The organism is Plantactinospora alkalitolerans (assembly GCF_015690345.1).
GTDB classification, from domain to species: domain Bacteria; phylum Actinomycetota; class Actinomycetes; order Mycobacteriales; family Micromonosporaceae; genus Plantactinospora; species Plantactinospora alkalitolerans.
In genome coordinates this window covers 1-18956 of the sequence record NZ_JADPUN010000200.1, presented here as the reverse complement: position 1 = coordinate 18956, position 18956 = coordinate 1, and the positions used below count along the sequence as shown (strand labels likewise).

Genomic DNA, 18956 nt, shown 5'->3' with positions numbered 1-18956 from the left:
CGGCCTCAGGATGTGCCGCCGGAGCCGGAACCGGAGCGGAGTCCGTACCGGGTGCCCCGGCAGCGCTCGGGTGACGGCGGGACGACGGACTGGCCGGAGCGGACTCCGGCGCGCCGTTCGAAACGACGTAGGCCGAGGCCCAACGGCTCAGGTCGGTGAAGACCTGCTGACGTACGGCCGGACCGGACAGGGTCAGGTCGTGCAGGGCGCCGTCGAACCGGATCAGTGTGACGTGGCGGCCGAGCTTCGGTGCCCAGCGGGCCATGTGCGCCACGTCGAGTACGGCGTCGGCAGCCGTCGCCGAATCGTGCCACCTCCGGCCCCGGAAGCTGCGACTCGACGAGCTGACCAGGACCGGTACCGGGATGTCCAGACCGGCGTGCAGTTGACGCTGTGCCCGGCGGATCGCGGCGAGCCAGCCGGCCCGGACCGGAAAGCCGGCAACGGGCTTCCACTCGAGGTCGTAGCTCCACTCACCCCGGTGTTCGGTGTGCAGGCTGCGGCCGTACACGTCGGGTAGCCCGAACGGGATCGCCCGGTACGGCAGCCGGCGGTTCATCCGGGTCAGGCCGCTCACGGCGGCCACCATGGGCCGGCGGACCAGCCAGGGCAGGTTCAGGTCGAAGAACGGGCTGTTCAGGAAGAGGCCGTCGATGATGCCGGCGGTCCGGCGGGCGTGTGCCCAGAGCGCGGTGATCAGGCCGCCGGTGGAGTGCCCGTTGACAAGGAGGGTCCCGATTCCGTCCGTCTCCCGGATGATCCGCGCCGCCGCGTCGAGTTCGGGGAAGTACTCGGCCACGTCGGAGCAGAAGTTCGGCGTCTGGTGCGGGAGCAGGCTGCGCCCGTGTTTGCGCAGGTCGAGCGCGTAGAAATGCCAGCCCTGCTCGACGAAGAAGTCCGCCAGGTGGGTCTGGAAGAAGTAGTCGACGAATCCGTGGACGTAGAGCACCGCCCGATCGCTGTGCCGGGTCGCCCGACGCCGGACCAGGGTGGCCGTGACCGGTCCCTCCTCGTCTCGGCCGAGGTCGAGCACCTGCCGTTCGTACGGCGGCCCGAGCAGGTCCGGTTCCATCTTGCCGACGCTACCCCGCGATACCAGCTCAGTCCTTGATCAGGTCTTTTTCCACAGGGCGCCCGGTTGTCCACAGACCGGTCCGAGTCGGTGGCGGCGGTCGAGACGTGCCGGCCACGCTGTCGGTCGAGTCGGCTCGACGGGAACAACCTGGATCCCTGGGAGGGGACGATGTTCGATACCTACGTAACCGTTGTTGGAAATGTTCTCACCGCACCGGAGTGGCGGCGCACCAGCCAGAGCGGCACGCTGGTGGCCAACTTCAAGGTGGCGTCGACCGCCCGCCGTCTCGATCGGGAGAGCGGGCGCTGGGTTGACGGAAACAGCCTGCGCGTACGGGTGAACTGCTGGCGGAAGCTGGCCGAGGGGGTGGCCTCCTCGGTCATGATCGGCGATCCGGTCGTGGTGGTCGGCCGGATGTACACCCGGGACTGGACCGACGACGCCGGCAACCATCGCACGATGTACGAGGTGGAGGCGGTGGCGGTCGGTCACGACCTGTCCCGGGGGCGGGGGCGGTTCGCCCGTAACCGCCCGACGATGTCGACCTCGTCGGTGGAGGATGCCGAGGCCGAGGCCCGGGTGCACGGCGAGGCCACCGAGTCGGTGCCGGTCGAGGAGGCTCCGGTGTCGCTCGACGAGCGGGCGTTCGAGGACGAGGACGAGTACCGACGGCTGGCGGCGCCGGCGGGCCGGGGTTACGAGTCGGTCCCGGGCTACGGGTCGACGTACCTCCCGGCCGACGACTTCGATGGCCGGATCGACCTCGACGGTCGGATCGACCTCGACGGGCTGCCCACTGGCGAGGTGTCCGGGCCGGGCAACGACACCGAGTCCTCGTCCGGCCAGCGGCCCGACGCCGACGACAACTTCGGAGCCGAGGAAACCGGCGGCGACGGTCTCGGAGCCGATGCGACCGGCGGCGACAGTCTCGGAGTCGAGGAAACCGGCAGCGACAGTCTCGGAGTCGAGGCGACCGGCAGCGAGACTCTCGGAGCCGAGGGAACCGGCAGCGTGGGGAGCGGCGGCGGGCGGGGTCGGCGTGGACGGGGCCGGCCCCCGGCTCCGGTCTGAGGCATCGGGGGAAAGCCGAGGGCTGGCCCGGGACGGCAAGGACCAGCAAGGACCGGAATCACGACGGCGCCCCGGCCGCCCGATCAACTCGGGCGGTTGGGGCGCCGTTCCGGGTCAGCGGGTGGCCACGGACCGGGGCTCACCGCCATCGCCAGAGCTCCTCGCTGACCCGTACCTCCGGCAGTCCCGGCACCGGTGCGGTAGCCGAGTAGACCAGGATGCGGTCGTCCTCCTCGTCCATCGCGGCGAGCTGGTGCGTACCGTCGGGCAGAGTCATCGTCCACACGCCCGGCGGCTCGGTGTCGCCGTACAGCAGGTACGCGTCGAAGCGGGCGGTGATCCGTTCGGCGAACTCCCGCCGCCCGACCCGATCAGCCAACCTGCCCTCGATCCCGACGCTGAGGGACATCGCGAAGTGACCGGAGACCTGCTGATAGGTGCAGAACACGGCGTACACCAGCTCCTGCGGGATGTCCCGCAACCCGTCGGCGACCCGGTCCTCGTGGCTCACGAACAGTTCATGCTCGGAGATCTGAAAGCAGTCCAGCAGGAACGTGCGCAGTTCAGCCTCCGGAACCAGGCGGGACAGCAGCCCGTCGTAACCGGTGGCCCCCGTCTCCGTCACGCCACCAGCCTAGCTGTCCTGTCTCGACGAACGTGGCGTGGAAGGCGGCGTGGCCAGATCGCTGACCTGGCATTCCACCACTGCCGCAGCCACGACGCCGCCAACCTCACGAGCATCACCCGAAGCCGTCATGGGGATGGCTCAGCGGCTGACACCTCGTATTGGGTGGCGATCGCGGCCGCGCGGCTGTGCAGTGCGGTACGCAGCCACTGCGGGGACAGGACCTCCGCGTTGGTGGCGAGCTGCCACAGCGTCCATTCGGCGTGTTCCGCTTCGCTGAAGGTCACCTCCAGTCGCAGCCAGTCGTCCGTGTCGGATTCCTCGGCGCGGACGGCAAGCGCGGTACGTACCAGGTCCTCCCGCCGCGCCGCGTTCACCCGTACCAGCACGGTGACCGGGTCGCCGCCGGCCAGTAACCGTGCGCAGCGTTCCCGCCAGGCCCGGTCCAGATCGACCTGGGCTGGTCGCTGTGCCGGTTCGGGGAGTTCCTCGGCGGCCAACACGCGGGACAGCCGGTAGGTACGGTCCGCGCCGGACCTCGTGGCCAGCAGGTAGGCCCGGTGGCGCACGGTGACCATGCCGATCGGGTCCACCGTGCGCCACCGGGGCGCCTGGTCCATGGCCGCGTAGTGGATGCGCAGCTTGTGTCCGGCGAGCACCGCGCGCCGGACCTCGGTCACCACGCTGTCGCGAAGTTCCTCGGTGACGAGCCGGTGGGACAGCAGGTCGGTCTCGGGGTCGATGAGCAATCGTGAAGCCGCGCCGGTCGCGATCTCCCGGTGGCTCTCGGGCAGCGCGTCGACCACCTTCCGCATGGCCGAGGCGAGCGCCGATCCGAGGCCGAATGCCTGCTCGGCGCGCCGCGACCCGACGATCAGCAGGGCGAGTGCCTCGTCGTGGTTCAGGCCGATGAGTTCGGTCTGGAAACCGGGCAACAACGCGAAACCGCCGTGCCGGCCACGTTCGGCGTAGACCGGGACGCCTGCGGCGGACAGCGCCTCGATGTCGCGCAACACGGTGCGGGTGGATACCTCGAGCTCGCGGGCCAGAGTGGCTGCGGACAGCCGACCGCGCTGGCGCAGCAGGAGGACCAGCGCGACCAATCGGTCAGCTCGCATACGGGAACTATCGCAGGAATACACGACACAAGATGTCGTGATTGCCTGACAGGCTTTTCGCATGATCACAACAACACGAGACACCGGCCCCCGACCGCCTGCCCGCGAACCAGCCGTGGCGCTCGACCGTTCCCGTCCGACTTCCGCGCCAGGGTACCCGGCATGACCAGGAGGGTGGCCAGTGAGCCGAATGACCTGGCCAGGTACTGGATCGAGCGCGCCAACGCGGGCGATGTCGAAGGACTGGTGGCGTTGTACGAGCCGAACGCCGTGCTGGCATTCCCGCCGGGCAACCTCGCGACCGGACACGCGGAGATCCGCAAGGTGTACGAGCAGCTCGTCGCGGCCGCTCCCGTGCTCGCCCACGGCAGGCAGCGTCCGGCGCTGGTGGGCGACGACCTCGCACTGACGGCGTGCACGCAGACCACGGGTGAGGTGAGCGTCGAGGTCGCCCGTCGCCAGCCGGACGGGTCATGGCTGTGGGCCGTCGACGAGCCGGCGCTCGTGTCGTAGCCGGGCGGTGGTGGGCCGGCATGACCGGCCCACCACCGATGCGATCGGGGCGCGGCCGACGGGTACGAGCCGAGCCGACCGCCCATGACTGCCGCCCCGAAAGCGGTGCCGCACCCGCCGTACTGTCAGTCGTGGTCCAGAGCCTGCGCCAGCTCCATCCCGTCCAGCCGGGCGAGCACCATGGCCTGGAAGTGCGGGCACGACTGATAGTCCGGGTGCTGGCATCGCAACCCGTGTTCGAGCAGGGTCTGCGACAGCGTCAGCCGGGCGATGCGTTGCCGCACCTGCGCCAGTTGGGCACGCAGCACCTTCCGCCGCTGGCCGCGATCCGGAGCGGCGAACAGCTCCCGCAACTCCTCCAGGCTGAATCCGGCGTCCTTCCCCAGCAGGATCTCCGCCACTCGGGTCACCTGCGCCGGCCCGTACACCCGGCGCCCCGCCACCCGCCGAGCCGGCGACAGCACCCCCATGTCCTCCCAGTGTCGCAACACGTGCGTGGCCAGCCCGAAACGGGCTGCCAGCTCACCGATCGTGTACTCCACCACCGCCCTCCCCGAGTTCATGCCACCTTCATACCAGCGGGATGACGTCGGACCGACCTTCATAGCAGCGGGTTGACTTCAGGTCGACCTGAAGTCACACACTCGTGCGCATGACCGAGACGCACACCGTCCACACCGACACAGACACGCTGATCCGGGTGCTCGAGGCTGCGGAGACCATGCCCGGCGCCGCGAGGCTGCGCACGCGCAGCTACCAGCTCCTGCGGCTACCTCCGGGCGGGACGGTGGTCGACGTCGGCTGCGGCACGGCACGCGCCGTCGCCGAGCTGGCCGAGCACGGCGCCCGCGCCATCGGTGTGGACCTCGACCCGACCATGCTGGCCGCCGCCCGTCGCCGGTTCCCCGACATCGACGTGCGCGCCGCCGACGCCACCGTACTGCCGCTGGGCGACGGACAGGCGCACGGGTACCGGGCGGACAAGGTGTACCACGTCCTGCCCGACCCACATGCGGCACTGGCCGACGCCCGTCGTGTCCTCGTCCCCGGCGGACGGATCGTGCTGCTCGGCCAGGACTGGGACACCATTGTCATCGACTCCGACCAACCCGACCTGACCCGCCGCATCGTGCACGCCCGCGCCGACACCATCCCCCACCCGCGCATCGCCCGCGCCTACCGCAACCTGTTGCTCGACGCCGGCTTCCACGACGTCGACGTCGAGGTCCACACCGCCGTGTTCACCGATGCCACCATGCTGCCGATAGTCGTCGGGCACGCCAGCGCCGCGCACCGAACCGGCGCCGTCAGCGGCGAGGAGGCCGAAAACTGGGTCAACGAGCAGACCCGACGCGCCCAGAACGAGCGGTTGCTGATCGCCGTCCCGATGTTCCTGGCCTCGGCCACCCGCTGAGCGCACGGCGGCGGTGCCGCTAACGGCGGGGCGGGGCCGTGGTGTGGTCGCGCGGTACGGCCCAGGCGACCCGTTTCCTGCCCGGCGCGGCGGTCCTCAGGTAGTCCAGTTCGGCTCCTTCGGGTAGGACGAAGAGGAGGCAGAGGTCGAGCACCTCGACCGCCGAATCACCCTCACGGAAGGTGAAGCCCTCGCACGGGCCCTTGCCCGGTTGCCACTGCGGGTCGTCAAGCGGCTCCACGTACTCTCCGTCGGTGTCGACGGCGCGTACCCACCGGTGGATCGACGGCTTGGGCATGATTCCGCGGCTCTGGTTCTCGAACGAGGTCGGCACGTAGTACGGCGTTCCCGATGGCGCCGGCTCCTCGGTGCCGTCGTTGTGCCGGACGTTGAGCCCGATCAGGTCTTCGGGCTCACCCCGCCAGACCCCGTACGGAGTGATGGAGATGGCACCGTCGCCAGCGTTCCGGACCGAGACGGGGATCGTCACCGACGTGCCCAGCGGTAGCTTGGGCAGTTCCTCTTTCCCACAGCCGCCACAGAGCCCGATCGCGACCAGGGCGACAGCCAGGGGTCGACGCGACGACATGGGTCGACGCGACAGGAGCCGACGCGACATGGGCCCGAACGGTACCAGCCGGGCCATCGGGGCCCCTCAGCGTGGCGGCACCGGGCTCGGGGCGGTTGCATCCCCGGCCACCGTCCCGCCCGCCGCGCCCGTCCGACTCACCTGATCAGGACGGCGTTGCCGGACGAGGCGCGCGGCTGCCGGTGCCGGTGTTGGTGCCGGTGTTGGTGTCGGCCGGGGATCCGGGCCACCAACGGGTCCGCCGTCCCGGCCGCGCCGTCGGGGGCTGAGGACCCGCATCATCGGCGTCTCGACGAACCGGAACAGCAGCCAGGCGGCGAGCAGACTGACCAGCAGAAGGCCGATCGCGACGACCGGTCCCCGCCATCCCGGGAATCCGCCGGGATGGCCCGCGAACCGGAGGATGGCCTTGATCAGGAACACGTGCACCAGATAGAAGGCGAAGGACACCTCGCCGAGCCAGATCAGCGGCCGCGAGCGCCACGGCGACCAGCGCCCGGTGGTGTCGGCCCGCGCCGCACTCGCGATCACCAGGATGTATCCGAGGGCCAGCACGGTGGTCCAGAGTTCGGCACGGATCCACTCCATCGACGCCACCCAGATCGCGACGAAGATTCCGGTGGACACCAGCAACCCCGGCCCGCGCCACCTGCCCCGCAACAGCAGTTCGGCGGCGGCCACGCCCACCCAGAACTCGAACGAGCGCACGACCGGGAAGATCTGGGTGAACCACCAGCGGGCAGCCTCCGGCACCAACTCCTGGATCGGCCACATCGACGCGATGAGCAGCGGCATGCCGATGACGACGGCGTACAGCATCCACGGGCGCATGCGGCGGATCAGCGGCAGGGCGAACGGCAGGCAGAGGTAGAAGAACATCTCGCAGGCGAGTGACCAACTGACGTTGTTGACGCTGTAGAAGTAGCCGTCCATCGGCAGCCAGGCCTGGACCAGGAACAGGTTGGCCAGGGCCGCCTTGAAGTTGATCGGGTTGTCCCAGTAGAGCCAGAGCGCGATGACCACGGCCCAGGTGACCAGGTGGTTGGGATAGATCTTCGCTGCCCGGCGACGCCAGAACGCCCGCTTCGTGTCGCCCGGTCGGGCGGACCAGACCAGGACGAACCCGCTGAGGATGAAGAAGAACTGCACCCCGGACAGGCCCAGCGTGAACACCCAGTCGATCACCGCCTTGTAGCCGGGTTCGGCGACGATCTGCATGGTCCCGATGTGGAATCCGAAGACCAGCATGGCGGCCACCCAGCGCAGGCCGGTCAGCGACGGCAGCCGGCTCAGCGACGTACGGGTCGCCGGCGTACGGGTGGTCTCCGGCACCGGCTCGGCGAGGGTTGTGACGCTGGTCATCCGACCTCCGCGATGGGCTGGCCGCTGGTCATCTCCACTCCCCGATGGGCACCTCGATGGCCAGCACTTACGTCTCCCATCGGTCTGGTCGTCCTGGAATGTCCGGTCGTGCGGGATCCCGGCGGGGTATGCCCGCCCCCGCAGGTCCGGTGGCGACCCTATCGGGTACGGCCGGGTACGGCCGGGGGCCCGTATCACGCTCCGGGGCGAGGGCGACCGGGGCGGGTGTCGGGTGCCGGCTCGCGGAGCCGACGAGTCCCTGGTCACCGGAGTTCGTGAATCGTCCCCGATCGGGCGCGACTAGGCTCCCGGCGGGGGAGGTGGTCGTCGTGCGGCCGAACAACATCGCGGTGCGGGCCGGTCGTTCCGGCCGCCGTGCTGGCGCGTCGAGCTGGCTGAGCGGCGGTGTGGCCAACGCGGCCGGGCTGGCCGCAGGCTACGCCCTGGACGCCCTGATCGGCGATCCCCGCCGAGGGCATCCCGTCGCCGGGTTCGGCACGCTGGCCGGCGCGCTCGAACGGCGGCTCTACCAGCCGCAGCGGTCGGCCGGGGTGGCGTACGCGGCGCTGGCCGTCGGCGTACCCGTGGTGCTGGCCGGGGCGGCGGCGGCCGCGACCCGGAACCGGCCGCTGGCCCGTGCGGCGCTGGTCGCGGCCGGCACCTGGACCGTGCTCGGCGGGCGGACGCTGCGGCGGGAGGCCGAGACGATGAGCCGGGCGCTGCGCCGGGCCGACCTGCCGGCGGCACGGGGCCGGCTGGGGCACCTCTGCGGGCGCGACCCCTCGGCGCTGGACGAGGCCGAACTCGCCCGCGCCACCGTCGAGTCCGTCGCGGAGAACACCTCGGACGCCGTGGTCGCGCCGCTGGTCTGGGGCGCCGTCGCCGGGCTGCCCGGCCTGCTCGGCTACCGGGCGGCGAACACGTTGGACGCGATGGTGGGACACCGGTCGGACCGGTACGCCCGGTTCGGCACCGCCGCCGCGCGCCTCGACGACCTGCTCAACCTGGTGCCGTCCCGGCTGACCGGACTGCTCACCGTCGCCGCCGCGCCGCTGGTCCGGGGCGACCGGAGCCGGGCCTGGCACGTCTGGCGGCGGGACCGGGCCGACCATCCCAGCCCGAACGCCGGCCAGTGTGAGGCGGCGATGGCGGGCGCCCTCGGCGTCCGGCTCGGCGGCCGGAACGTCTACTTCGGACGAGCCGAGGTACGGCCGTTCCTCGGTGACGGACCCCGGCCGGAGGCGCGGCACATCAGCCGCGCCGCCCGACTCTCCGGCACGGTCGGGCTCGCCGCGCTCGGCGTCACGGTGGCGTACGCGGCGAGCAGCCGTCCCCGGCGTGCCGGCCTCCGTTGGGCCGTCGAGCGGTTGCGGGCAGTCAGGTGAGCGAGAGGTCGCGGGTAGTCAGGTGAGCGAGAGGTTGCGGACAGTCAGGTGAGCCGAGAGATTGCGGACAGTCGGGTGAGCCGAGAGATTGCGGACAGCTCGCTGGGCCGAGCGGTTGCGGGCCGCCGGGTGGGCGGTGGGCTGTTGGTAGCGGGTACCACCTCGGACGCGGGCAAGAGCGTGCTCACCGCCGGCATCTGTCGCTGGCTGCACCGCCAGGGCGTCAGGGTGGCCCCGTTCAAGGCACAGAACATGTCCAACAACTCGGCGGTGGTGATCGGGCCGGACGGCCGGGGCGGCGAGATCGGTCGGGCGCAGGCGATGCAGGCAGCCGCCTGTCGGCTGGCCCCGGACCTGCGCTTCAATCCGGTGCTGCTCAAGCCCGGAAGCGACCGGTCCAGTCAGGTGGTCCTGCTCGGCCAGGCGGTCGACACGGTCACCGCCGGCAATTTCCGTAGCCTCCGCCCCAGGCTCGCCGCGACCGCCTTCGCGGCGCTCGCCGAACTGCGCACCGAGTACGACGTCGTGATCTGCGAGGGGGCGGGCAGCCCCACCGAGATCAACCTGCGGGACAGCGACTACACCAACATGGGGCTGGCCCGGCATGCCGGACTGCCGACGATCGTGGTCGGCGACATCGACCGGGGCGGCGTCTTCGCGTCGATGTTCGGCACGGTGGCGCTGCTGGACGCCGCCGACCAGGATTTCGTCGCCGGCTTTGTGATCAACAAGTTCCGGGGTGACCTGGGACTGCTGCGCCCCGGGCTCGACATGTTGACCCAGCTCACCGGGCGGCCGACGTACGGGGTGCTGCCGTGGGAGGTCGACCTGTGGCTGGACGCCGAGGACTCGCTCGCCTACGGCCGGGTGCTGGGTCGGCCGGCGCCACCCGTCGGCGGTGAGTGGCTGGACGTGGCCGTCGTCCGGCTACCCCGGATCTCCAACGCCACCGACGTGGAGGCGCTCGCCACCGAACCGGGCGTACGGGTCCGGCTGACCGTCGAGCCCGCCGAGGTGGCCGCCGCCGACCTCGTCGTACTGCCGGGGACCAAGTCGACAGTCGACGACCTGGAGTGGCTGCGCCGCAGCGGACTCGCCGAGGTGGTGCACGCGCACGCCGTCGCCGGCCGGCCGCTGCTCGGCATCTGCGGCGGCTTCCAGATGCTCGCCCGGAGCATCGACGACGAGGTGGAGAGCGGACGTGGTCGCGTCGCCGGGCTCGGGCTCCTGCCCATCGAGATCACCTTCGGTGCCGCCAAGACCGTGACCCGGTCGGAGGGCGCGGCGTTCGGATCGGTGCCGGTGCGCGGCTACGAGATCCACCACGGGTACGTCTCCGACGCCGACCCGGCGCTGCCACCCCTGATCCGCACCGCGGACGGTCGGTTGGAGGGCGCCGCCGTCGGCCATCTCTTCGGTACCCACTGGCACGGCGCGTTCTCGTCGGACGGCTTCCGGCGCCGGTTCCTCACCGAGGCGGCCCGCCTCGCCGGCCGGCACGGCTTCCAGATCGCCTCGGACACCTCGTTCGCCGACGCCCGGGAACGCACCCTGGACCTCATCGGTGACCTGGTGGAGGAACACCTGGACACCGACGCGCTGTGGCGGCTCATCACGCAGGGGCCGCCTGCCGGCCTGCCATTCGTGCCACCCGGAGCACCGCCGACAAGCCGATCCCCGTCGGGCGGACCGGTCTCGACGCCGGCTTCGGCCAGGTCGTAGAAACCGACCGGTCGTACGGTCCAAATCGGACCGCCCATCCCCGGTTCCGGCTTCGTCACCCGGTTCCCAATCCGGCTCCGGTTGTGAGAGCGTGGCGCCTTCGCACGGTCGAGCAGGAGGAAGTCGGATGGCGCGGGGGAACCGGACTCTGCTGGCGGGGTTGGCGCTGCTGGTGGTGGCCGCGACGGGCGGCTGCGACCTGCTGCCCTTCGGCGGCGGGTCGAAGGGGGCCGCCGCGCCGTGGACGGTGCCCGCCGACTATGCCGAGGTGGGCGGACTGGCGGACAGGCTGGACGAGTTGGGCGTCACCGGCACCAGGCAGTACCCGGAGAAGTCGGCGGTACTGCGCGGGCCGCACTTCGAACTGCACCTGCTGGAGGTGGGCGCGACCCCGGCCCTGAGCGCGGCGGCCGTCGACGACGCGTACCTGTTCGAGGCGGAGGGGTCGCACCCCGAGTACCCGGCCGGCGCCGGCCGGGAACTGCTCGTCGCGCGGCTCGAGGAGAAACTCCAGTCGATCGGCAGCCGGCCGGAGGAACTTCTACTGGGCGTACGGGTGGACGGCGTCGATCGGCTGGTACGGATGAAGGACTGGCCGTCAACCAGCCTGATCGTGGTGAGCGTGCCGGCAGGTACGGACGCCGCGCTGCTGGTCACCGACATGGGCCGTACGCAGTCGATCAGCCTGCGGTCCGGGCGGGTGCTGGAGCGTATCGAGGGCTACTACCCGCCGCTGGCCGGCGGCGCGGATGCGAAGGCCAAGGTCCAGGTGACGGCCCCGGGCGTACGCCTGGTCTGGGGCAATCCGGTAGAGGCGCGCGCGTTGGTGTCGGTGAAGCTCGAACCGTACGTGAACGAGGGCGGCTGGGCGCCGACCGGAAGGATCTGGCTGACCGGGAAGGTCTGGGTGTCGCTCGGCGAGCCGGAGCTGACCGCGACGATCGACGTGGCGCGAAGCGTACGGGTGACGGGGCCGGGCGGCCTCGCGATCCGGGTACCGAACGGGCAGCTCGCGATCAAGCCCAACAGGACGCTCCCCAACCTGGGCGGCTCGTCGGATGAAGTGACCATCTTTGCCGAGGTGCCGGCAGACCTGAAACAGCTGACCGTCACGTTCATGCCCAAGGGAAGCTTCGCGGTCGCCGACAACAACGCTCCGGTGCGCTGGCGGGCGCCGGCCCGGGCGGCGACGGACACCCTGATCCTCAGCGTGCGGTAGCACCGACCCGGGAAGCGGGCAGGCCCCGGGCGGCCCCGGGCAGGCCCCGGGCCGTCAGCGTCGTATGTCGGCGGGGGCGTCGGCGCAGGGCAGTCCGGCCCGGCGCCAGGCGTCGAAGCCGCCGATCAGATCCGTCGCCCGCCACAGGCCAAGGGCACGCAGGCTGGCCGCCGCCAGGCTGGAGCTGTAACCCTGCCGGCACACCACGACGACCTCGACGTCGTAGTCGACCGCCTCCGGAATCCGGGACGCGCTCGCCGGGTCGAGCCGCCATTCGAGCACCGTACGGTCGATCACCAGCGCCCCGGGCAGGTCACCCTGCTCGGCGCGCTGCGGGTCGGTGCGGGTGTCCACCACCAGCGCCCCGCGCCGGGCCGCCGCCGCTGTCTCCGCCGGTGTCAACCGACGTACCCCCGTGCGGGCGAGGGCGAGCAGCGCCGCCACACCCCGATCCTGATCTTCCACCGGGCCATTGTCTCCTGGTCAGGACGGCCGGGCAGTAGGGTCGGGCAGATGCCGGAAGTGGTCGAGTCGTACGCGGACCTGGCCGCGCGGATCCTGGGCCGGGCCGCTCGGTTGGGGCGTACCCGGCTGGTCGCGGTGGACGGGCCGAGCGGCGCCGGCAAGAGCAGCTTCGCCGGACGGCTGGCGGCGGAGCTGCCCGGCGCACCGGTGGTGAACACCGACGACCTGCTCGACGGCTGGGCGGACCAGTTCAGCTTCTGGCCCCGACTGGACGAGTGGGTGCTCGCCCCGCTGCGCGCCAGCCGGCCGGGACGCTACCGCCGCTACGACTGGGGGACCGGTTGCTTCGCCGGCGACTGGGTTCCGGTCCCGCCCGCCCCGGTGGTGATCCTCGAAGGGGTGTCCAGCGCCCGGGCCGCCATCGCCGCCGAGCTGACCTTCGCCGTCTTCGTGACCGCTCCGGCGCGACTGCGGCGGGACCGTACGCTCGCCCGGGACGGCGCCGCGTTACTGCCACAGCTCACCCTGTGGCGGCGTGCCGAGCGGATGCACTTCGCGACGGACCGTACCGCCGAGCGGGCCGATCTCGTGGTGAACGGTGCCGCCGGGCCGGCGCAGGACGGCTCCGGGCAGTTCGTCCGGATCGTTGAACACACTTGACCCGCGCTGGCCCATGGACGGATCCGGGCCACTGCGGCACGATCGGCAGGACAGGCCGATGTACCGCGAGCGGGGGCGCACCATGACGACAGGTGGTACGGCCGGCACGCCGGCCCGGCGGCGGGTCGCACTCACCGGCATCAGCTCACGCGCCTGGGAGCATCCGGCCGACCGGGGCGCGCTGACCGCGTTGCGTGAGCTGCGCGGCTTCGACGACGTCGTCAAGGCGTTCTTCGGCATGTGGAACGAGCGGGGCTTTCGGCTCTCCTACCTGGCCGCCGCCATCCGGGTCGACCACCGGCAGTATCCACGGGTCTACCGGATCTACGCCGAGGCCGGCGCCGCGCTCGACGTGGCCGAACTGCCGGAACTCTTCGTGACGCAGTCACCGTGGCTGACCGGCGAGGCGATCGGACTCGACAGGCCGTTCATCGTGATCAGCTCGGCCTGTGTGAACCAGCTCGACGACGACGAACTGCGCTTCCTGCTCGGCCACGAACTGGGTCACGTGGGCAGCGGGCACGCCGTCTACAAGACAATTCTGACGATCCTGACCCGCTGGGCCGCCAACCTGAGCTGGCTGCCGGTCGGAGCGATCGCACTCCGGGCGATCATCGCCGCGATGCTGGAGTGGTGGCGGAAGGCGGAGCTGTCCGGCGACCGGGCCGGGTTGCTCGCCGGGCAGGACCCGGCGGCGGCGCTGCGGGTGCTGATGAAAATGGCCGGCGGCGGTGACCTGAGCCAGATCGACACCACCGCCTTCCTCGAACAGGCTTCGGAGTACGACGGCGGTGGCGACCTGCGGGACAGCCTGCACAAGGTCCGGATGACCGCCTGGAGTACCCACCCGGTCCCGGTGGCCCGAGCCGCCGACTCGCGGCGGTGGGTGGACTCCGGCGAGTACGCGCGGCTGCTCGGTGGTGACTATCCGCGCCGGGAGGACGACGGCCTGACCTCCGTCTCCGCCGAGATCAAGGCGGCCGCGGAGTCGTACCGGGAGGCCTTCGGCCGTTCCCAGGACCCGCTCGTCGGGCTGCTGCGCCGGCTCGGCGACGGCGCCAGCGATGTCGGCGAGTGGGTCGGTGGGGGCGCCGGACGGGCTCGCTCGTGGATGAACGCCGCCGGGGAGGCCGCCGCCCGGGCCGCGGGCCGTACCCGCCGGGGCTCCGGGGCGCCGGGCCCTCGCACGGGGACGGGCGACGACGAACCGGGCGACCCGGAGCCGGGCGACGCGACCAATCCGGGCGACCAGGAACCGGGCGACGCGACCAATCCGGGCGGCCGGGACGCTCCAGACGACCGTTCCTAGCCCGGACCTCCCACCCGGCCGCAGGGCTCGGCCGAACGACGGGCGCGACGGCGCCTACGATCTTTACCATGACCACGACTATCCGCACCGAGTCCGAACTGCGTGCCGCGATCGAGCGCGAGCTGCCCGGCGTCCGGGCCGACCTGGAGCGGCTGGTCCGGATCCCCGGCATCGCCTTCGACGGCTTCGACCACTCCCAGGTCGAGCGCTCGGCCGAGGCGGTCGCCGAACTGCTGCGTGGATGTTCCCTCGACGTGCGGGTGGTGCGGTCCGGCGGCCAGCCGGCGGTGATCGGCCGCCGCCCGGCGCCGCCCGGGGCGCCGACGGTCATGTTGTACGCGCACCACGACGTGCAGCCGGTCGGTGACCTGTCGCTGTGGCAGAGCGACCCGTTCGAGCCGGTGGAACGCGACGGCCGGCTCTACGGCCGGGGCGCCGCGGACGACAAGGCCGGCGTGATGGCGCACATCGCCGCGCTGCGGGCCTTCGGCGATGCGCTGCCGGTCGGCGTGGTGCTGTTCGTCGAGGGCGAGGAGGAGTACGGCTCCGATTCCCTGGAACGGCTCCTCGTCGAGCACCGGCAGGAGATCGCGGCCGATGTGATCGTGATCGCCGACTCGATGAACTGGGACGTCGGCGTACCGGCGCTGACGACCTCGCTGCGCGGCATCGTCAACTGCTTCGTGGAGGTCCGCACCCTGTCGCAGGCCGTGCACAGCGGGATGTTCGGCGGCGCCGTACCGGATGCGCTGACCACGCTCTGCCGGCTCCTCGCGACCCTGCACGACGAGGCCGGTGACGTCGCGGTGGAAGGGCTGGTCAGCGCGGGCGGCGCGGTCGTCGACTATCCGGAGGACCGGCTGCGGGACGAGGCCGGAATGCTCGACGGAGTGTCGTTCATCGGCACCGGTCGGCTCACCGAACGGATCTGGACCAAGCCGGCGATCTCGGTGATCGGACTGGACGCGCCGGCCACCGGCGAGGCGCCGAACGCGTTGGTGCCGACCGCGAAGGCGAAGCTCAGCGTACGGCTGGCGCCCGGTGACGAGGCCGGAAAGGCGTACGCGGCGCTGACCGAGCACCTGCGCCGGAACGCCCCGTTCGGCGCCTCGGTGACGGTGACGCTGGAGCACGACGGTCAGCCGTGCGTCATCGACGCGACGGGGCCGATGTACGACGCGGCGCGGGCCGCCTTCCGTACCGCCTGGGACGGCGTCGCCCCGGTGGACATCGGCGTCGGTGGGTCGATCCCGTTCATCGACACCTTCCGGCAGATGTTCCCGAACGCGGCGATCCTGGTGACCGGGGTCGAGGATCCGTACGCGCGGGCGCACGGGCCGAACGAGAGCCTGCACCTGGGGGAGTTCGCCCGGGTCTGCCTGGCCGAGGCGCTGCTGCTCGCCAAGGTGGCGGAGGTCGCGCGGACGACTGCGGGCGACTGAGCCGGGGTTGACGCGCCGGGGTCGCGGCCGGTCGAGAGCTGTCCCGGTACCCGTGGGAAGAAAGTGGAGAAAGCGCCCGGCCGGGCTGCCGAGCCGGTAAGATTTCGAACATGAGTACGAACGAGGCGATCACGCGGCTCGATGCCGCGGTCAGTGCGTTGCGGGACGTCGACGTCTCCGCGTGGTCCGAGGATGCGCTCCGGGACCAGCTCGGCGAGCTTTCCACCGTTCTCTGTGCGCTCGATGCCGCCCTCGCCCGGGTGGCCGACGGCGTGCGCGCCCGTGGCCTACGCATCGAGGAGCCGGTTCCCGCCTGACCGGCCGGTCCGCCGGCCAGGTGGAGCGGCGGGTCGGCCGCTGGTGGCGAGCGGCGGAAGTTGTCGGTCGGTGCTGCCAGGATGGAAGCGTGCTTTTCGTTGACCTGGCAGCCACCTCCACCGCCGTCGCCGCGACCTCCGGCCGGCGCGCCAAGGTCGAACTGCTCGCCGGAGCGTTGCGGAATCTGGCGCCCGACGAGATCGCGGCCGGCTCGGCGTACCTTGCCGGGGAGGTGCGGCAGCGGCAGACGGGTGTCGGCTACGCCAGCCTCCGCGAGTTGCCTCCGGCGGCCGAGCAGCCCTCGCTGACGGTGGCCGCGGTCGACGCCGCCATCGCCGGGCTCGCCGAGGTCCGCGGGCCGGGTTCACAGTCCCGCCGCCGCGAGCTGCTGGCCGCGCTGTTCGGTGCCGCCACTGCCGACGAGCGCCGGATGCTGCTCGGCCTGTTCAGCGGCGAAGTCCGCCAGGGCGCCCAGGCGGGACTGCTGACGGAGGCTGTTGCCCGGGCGGCCGAGGTGCCGCTGCCCACGGTCCGCCGGGCCCTGCTGCTGGCCGGCGACCTGAAGACGGTGGCGGTGGCCGCGCTCACCGTGGGCGCGGAAGCGCTGACCGAGTTCGCGCTGCAGGTGGGGCGGCCACTCTCCCCGATGCTCGCCCAGAGCGCGGCGTCGGTCGAAGACGCCCTCACCTCGGTCGGGTTGCCGGCGGTGGTCGACGTGAAACTCGACGGAATCCGTATCCAGGTGCACCGTTCCGGCGAGGACATCGCGGTCTTCACCCGCAGCCTTGACGAGATCACCTCCCGGGTTCCGGAAGTGGTGGCCGCCGTGCGTGCCCTTCCGGCGCGCGAGCTGGTGCTCGACGGTGAGGCGATCGCCCTCGACGCCTCGGGACGGCCGCGACCGTTCCAGGAGACCGCCAGCCGGGCGGCCACCAGAGGCGCCCGGCGCGCCGTCCGGGAGGAGTCGATCGGCGTGCGCGGTGGCGCGGGTGGCGCCGAGGACGGGACGCGGAGTTTCGGGGCCGAACCGGTCGAATCACCCGAGGCTGGTTCGGCACGTACGTCGGGCGGGACGCCGGTGGACATCTCCGAGCTGCCCCGGATCGGCACCTCCGGAACGGCGCCCGCGACGATTCCGGGACCGGACCGACCGGTGGCAGCCGCGCCATCGGTTCTCGCGGCGGCCAGCACGAGCGGTGCGACGGTGCTGACCCCGTACTTCTTCGACCTGCTCCACCTGGACGGCGTCGACCTGCTCGACGCGCCGGCATATCAACGCTGGGACGCGCTGGCCGGCATCCTCTCGCCGACCCAACTCGTCGAGCGGATCACCGTCGAAACGGCGGAGCAGGCATCCAGGGCGTTCGCCGACGCGGTCGACGCCGGCCACGAGGGCATCGTGGTGAAGGACCCGAACGCACCGTACGACGCGGGGCGGCGGGGCTCAGCCTGGGTGAAGGTGAAGCCGAGGCACACCCTCGACCTTGTGGTGCTCGCCGTCGAGTGGGGCAGCGGGCGGCGCAAGGGCTGGCTGTCGAATCTGCACCTCGGCGCACGCGACCCGGACAGCGGCGGCTTCGTGATGCTCGGCAAGACCTTCAAGGGGCTGACCGACGAGTTGCTGCGCTGGCAGACGGAGCGGTTCCAGGAGCTGGCGGTGGACCGGGGCGACTGGGTGGTCCGGGTCCGACCCGAGCAGGTGGTGGAGATCGCGTTCGACGGGGTGCAGAGCAGCCCGCGCTATCCGGGCGGGGTGGCGCTGCGCTTCGCGCGGGTGCTGCGGTACCGCGACGACAAGACCGCGGCGGAGGCGGACACCATCGACACCGTACGGGCCATCCACGCCGGTCTTCGTCCCGCCTGACGGGTCCGCCGTCACCGGTCGTCCGTTCAGATCGCGGCGAGCGACCTCACGTAGTTGACCTGCTGATGGATCTGCTGGACCTGCGGCTCGCTCGTGACGGGGATCCGGGCGACGTACTGCCTCGGCCCGTTGGTCACGGTCACCTGCACCGTGCCACGGTGGACGGTCTCCTTGATCAGCAGGAACAGCAGACTGAACACCGTCAACACACAGAAGCCCACGACCGCCACGACGATCGCCCAGGTCGGAGTCTTCTGCTCGCTCTGCCAGTAGTCCGCGACGTGCCACTGCGTGCCGGCCAGTGGAATGTCGCCGCTCGGTGTCCGCACCGTGGACGACGTCACCGTGATCTCACCGATCTGCGCGATGACCGACTCCGGCCCGGTCGCCGGTAGCCACGGCGGGCCGCTGACCGGCTGCCCCCCACCCGGGTACGGCTGCGCCGGAACCGGGTACGGCTGCCCAACACCCGGATACGGCTGCGCGGGAACCTGGTACGAGGACGGCGGAGCCGGCGTCGGCGGGGCCGGCGGCAGGGGTGCGGTCGGCGGATATTCCGGCGAGATCGAGGCGTCGGTCGGCCACGGATCCGTTGGCGGCGGAACGTCCGACGATCCGGTCGGGTCCACGCTCATGCCCCCACCCCGCTCCGTTCGCTCATTGCCCTACCTAACCCGATGCGGCACGCGTTCCGCAGACCTTAACCCGGCGGGTGTGCGGTGACATCGGTAGGTGTGCGCCCGGCGTCCGGATCAGGCCGGACACGCGGCGAGCGGACCGGACCGGGCAGGGCAGGGCCGGGCCG

At 71.7% G+C, this 18956-nt stretch carries 19 protein-coding genes; 11 read left to right on the top strand and 8 right to left on the bottom strand.

Going from position 1 to position 18956, the window contains the following annotated elements:
• On the bottom strand, positions 1-1072 hold a 1072-nt coding region (locus I0C86_RS21710; RefSeq protein WP_196203093.1), incomplete at its 3' end, for an alpha/beta hydrolase.
• Between the two features lie 171 nt (positions 1073-1243).
• Between I0C86_RS21710 and ssb the strand changes: the two genes are divergently transcribed.
• Positions 1244-2146, top strand: coding sequence for a single-stranded DNA-binding protein (gene ssb / locus I0C86_RS21705; protein ID WP_196203092.1), 903 nt, complete (start codon positions 1244-1246; stop codon positions 2144-2146).
• A 139-nt stretch (positions 2147-2285) separates the two neighbouring features.
• On the opposite strand, the gene I0C86_RS21700 is transcribed toward ssb, so the two are convergent.
• Entirely contained in the window at positions 2286-2771 is a 486-nt protein-coding gene (locus tag I0C86_RS21700; RefSeq protein ID WP_196203091.1) for a hypothetical protein, read from the bottom strand.
• A gap of 128 nt (positions 2772-2899) precedes the next feature.
• Positions 2900-3889, bottom strand: a complete 990-nt coding sequence (locus I0C86_RS21695; protein WP_196203090.1) for a helix-turn-helix transcriptional regulator — start codon at positions 3887-3889, stop codon at positions 2900-2902.
• A 162-nt stretch (positions 3890-4051) separates the two neighbouring features.
• Between I0C86_RS21695 and I0C86_RS21690 the strand changes: the two genes are divergently transcribed.
• Entirely contained in the window at positions 4052-4402 is a 351-nt protein-coding gene (locus I0C86_RS21690; protein WP_230394542.1) for a YybH family protein, read from the top strand.
• Between the two features lie 125 nt (positions 4403-4527).
• On the opposite strand, the gene I0C86_RS21685 is transcribed toward I0C86_RS21690, so the two are convergent.
• Positions 4528-4965, bottom strand: a complete 438-nt coding sequence (locus I0C86_RS21685; RefSeq protein WP_196203089.1) for a MerR family transcriptional regulator — start codon at positions 4963-4965, stop codon at positions 4528-4530.
• A gap of 89 nt (positions 4966-5054) precedes the next feature.
• On the opposite strand from I0C86_RS21685, the gene I0C86_RS21680 reads away from it, so the two are divergent.
• Complete coding sequence (locus I0C86_RS21680; RefSeq protein ID WP_196203088.1) at positions 5055-5816, top strand: methyltransferase domain-containing protein; 762 nt, start codon at positions 5055-5057, stop codon at positions 5814-5816.
• A 19-nt stretch (positions 5817-5835) separates the two neighbouring features.
• Here the strand turns inward: I0C86_RS21680 and I0C86_RS21675 are convergent, their stop codons facing one another.
• The gene (locus I0C86_RS21675; protein ID WP_196203087.1) at positions 5836-6405 is read right to left on the bottom strand and encodes a hypothetical protein; all 570 of its coding nucleotides are present in this window, start codon (positions 6403-6405) and stop codon (positions 5836-5838) included.
• Positions 6406-6471: 66 nt separating this feature from the next.
• Entirely contained in the window at positions 6472-7767 is a 1296-nt protein-coding gene (locus I0C86_RS21670) for an acyltransferase family protein (RefSeq protein ID WP_196203086.1), read from the bottom strand.
• A gap of 407 nt (positions 7768-8174) precedes the next feature.
• Between I0C86_RS21670 and I0C86_RS21665 the strand changes: the two genes are divergently transcribed.
• From I0C86_RS21665 to I0C86_RS21655, 3 genes are all read left to right on the top strand, one after another.
• Positions 8175-9152: a cobalamin biosynthesis protein gene (locus tag I0C86_RS21665; RefSeq protein WP_196203097.1), complete on the top strand. Its 978-nt coding sequence runs from the start codon at positions 8175-8177 to the stop codon at positions 9150-9152.
• A 129-nt stretch (positions 9153-9281) separates the two neighbouring features.
• On the top strand, positions 9282-10874 hold the full coding sequence (locus I0C86_RS21660; RefSeq protein WP_196203096.1) for a cobyric acid synthase: 1593 nt from the start codon (positions 9282-9284) through the stop codon (positions 10872-10874).
• A gap of 127 nt (positions 10875-11001) precedes the next feature.
• The gene (locus tag I0C86_RS21655) at positions 11002-12093 is read left to right on the top strand and encodes a hypothetical protein (protein ID WP_196203085.1); all 1092 of its coding nucleotides are present in this window, start codon (positions 11002-11004) and stop codon (positions 12091-12093) included.
• 54 nt (positions 12094-12147) lie between these two features.
• On the opposite strand, the gene I0C86_RS21650 is transcribed toward I0C86_RS21655, so the two are convergent.
• Positions 12148-12558: a rhodanese-like domain-containing protein gene (locus tag I0C86_RS21650; RefSeq protein ID WP_196203084.1), complete on the bottom strand. Its 411-nt coding sequence runs from the start codon at positions 12556-12558 to the stop codon at positions 12148-12150.
• 48 nt (positions 12559-12606) lie between these two features.
• On the opposite strand from I0C86_RS21650, the gene I0C86_RS21645 reads away from it, so the two are divergent.
• The 5 genes from I0C86_RS21645 to I0C86_RS21625 all read left to right on the top strand — a co-directional run bounded on the left by I0C86_RS21645 (position 12607) and on the right by I0C86_RS21625 (position 18151).
• Positions 12607-13218, top strand: coding sequence for a uridine kinase family protein (locus I0C86_RS21645; protein ID WP_196203083.1), 612 nt, complete (start codon positions 12607-12609; stop codon positions 13216-13218).
• A gap of 58 nt (positions 13219-13276) precedes the next feature.
• Positions 13277-14527 (top strand): M48 family metallopeptidase, encoded by a 1251-nt coding sequence (locus I0C86_RS21640; protein ID WP_230394541.1) that lies wholly within the window; start codon positions 13277-13279, stop codon positions 14525-14527.
• A gap of 68 nt (positions 14528-14595) precedes the next feature.
• On the top strand, positions 14596-15969 hold the full coding sequence (locus I0C86_RS21635; RefSeq protein ID WP_196203082.1) for a dipeptidase: 1374 nt from the start codon (positions 14596-14598) through the stop codon (positions 15967-15969).
• A 110-nt stretch (positions 15970-16079) separates the two neighbouring features.
• Complete coding sequence (locus I0C86_RS21630) at positions 16080-16286, top strand: hypothetical protein (RefSeq protein WP_196203081.1); 207 nt, start codon at positions 16080-16082, stop codon at positions 16284-16286.
• Positions 16287-16375: 89 nt separating this feature from the next.
• Positions 16376-18151, top strand: coding sequence for an ATP-dependent DNA ligase (locus tag I0C86_RS21625; protein WP_196203080.1), 1776 nt, complete (start codon positions 16376-16378; stop codon positions 18149-18151).
• A 26-nt stretch (positions 18152-18177) separates the two neighbouring features.
• Here the strand turns inward: I0C86_RS21625 and I0C86_RS43615 are convergent, their stop codons facing one another.
• On the bottom strand, positions 18178-18786 hold the full coding sequence (locus I0C86_RS43615; RefSeq protein WP_230394546.1) for a hypothetical protein: 609 nt from the start codon (positions 18784-18786) through the stop codon (positions 18178-18180).
• Positions 18787-18956: the final 170 nt, after the last annotated feature.

Bases quoted from the DNA above. Each gene is read 5' to 3' on its own strand.
- I0C86_RS21685 (WP_196203089.1), bottom strand. From the start codon at position 4,965: ATGAACTCGGGGAGGGCGGTGGTGGAGTACACGATCGGTGAGCTGGCA.
- I0C86_RS21670 (WP_196203086.1), bottom strand. From the start codon at position 7,767: ATGACCAGCGTCACAACCCTCGCCGAGCCGGTGCCGGAGACCACCCGT.
- I0C86_RS21640 (WP_230394541.1), top strand. From the start codon at position 13,277: ATGTACCGCGAGCGGGGGCGCACCATGACGACAGGTGGTACGGCCGGC.
- I0C86_RS21645 (WP_196203083.1), top strand. From the start codon at position 12,607: ATGCCGGAAGTGGTCGAGTCGTACGCGGACCTGGCCGCGCGGATCCTG.
- I0C86_RS21680 (WP_196203088.1), top strand. From the start codon at position 5,055: ATGACCGAGACGCACACCGTCCACACCGACACAGACACGCTGATCCGG.
- I0C86_RS21695 (WP_196203090.1), bottom strand. From the start codon at position 3,889: ATGCGAGCTGACCGATTGGTCGCGCTGGTCCTCCTGCTGCGCCAGCGC.
- I0C86_RS21690 (WP_230394542.1), top strand. From the start codon at position 4,052: ATGACCAGGAGGGTGGCCAGTGAGCCGAATGACCTGGCCAGGTACTGG.
- I0C86_RS21675 (WP_196203087.1), bottom strand. From the start codon at position 6,405: ATGTCGTCGCGTCGACCCCTGGCTGTCGCCCTGGTCGCGATCGGGCTC.
- I0C86_RS21635 (WP_196203082.1), top strand. From the start codon at position 14,596: ATGACCACGACTATCCGCACCGAGTCCGAACTGCGTGCCGCGATCGAG.
- I0C86_RS21655 (WP_196203085.1), top strand. From the start codon at position 11,002: ATGGCGCGGGGGAACCGGACTCTGCTGGCGGGGTTGGCGCTGCTGGTG.
- ssb (WP_196203092.1), top strand. From the start codon at position 1,244: ATGTTCGATACCTACGTAACCGTTGTTGGAAATGTTCTCACCGCACCG.
- I0C86_RS43615 (WP_230394546.1), bottom strand. From the start codon at position 18,786: ATGAGCGTGGACCCGACCGGATCGTCGGACGTTCCGCCGCCAACGGAT.
- I0C86_RS21630 (WP_196203081.1), top strand. From the start codon at position 16,080: ATGAGTACGAACGAGGCGATCACGCGGCTCGATGCCGCGGTCAGTGCG.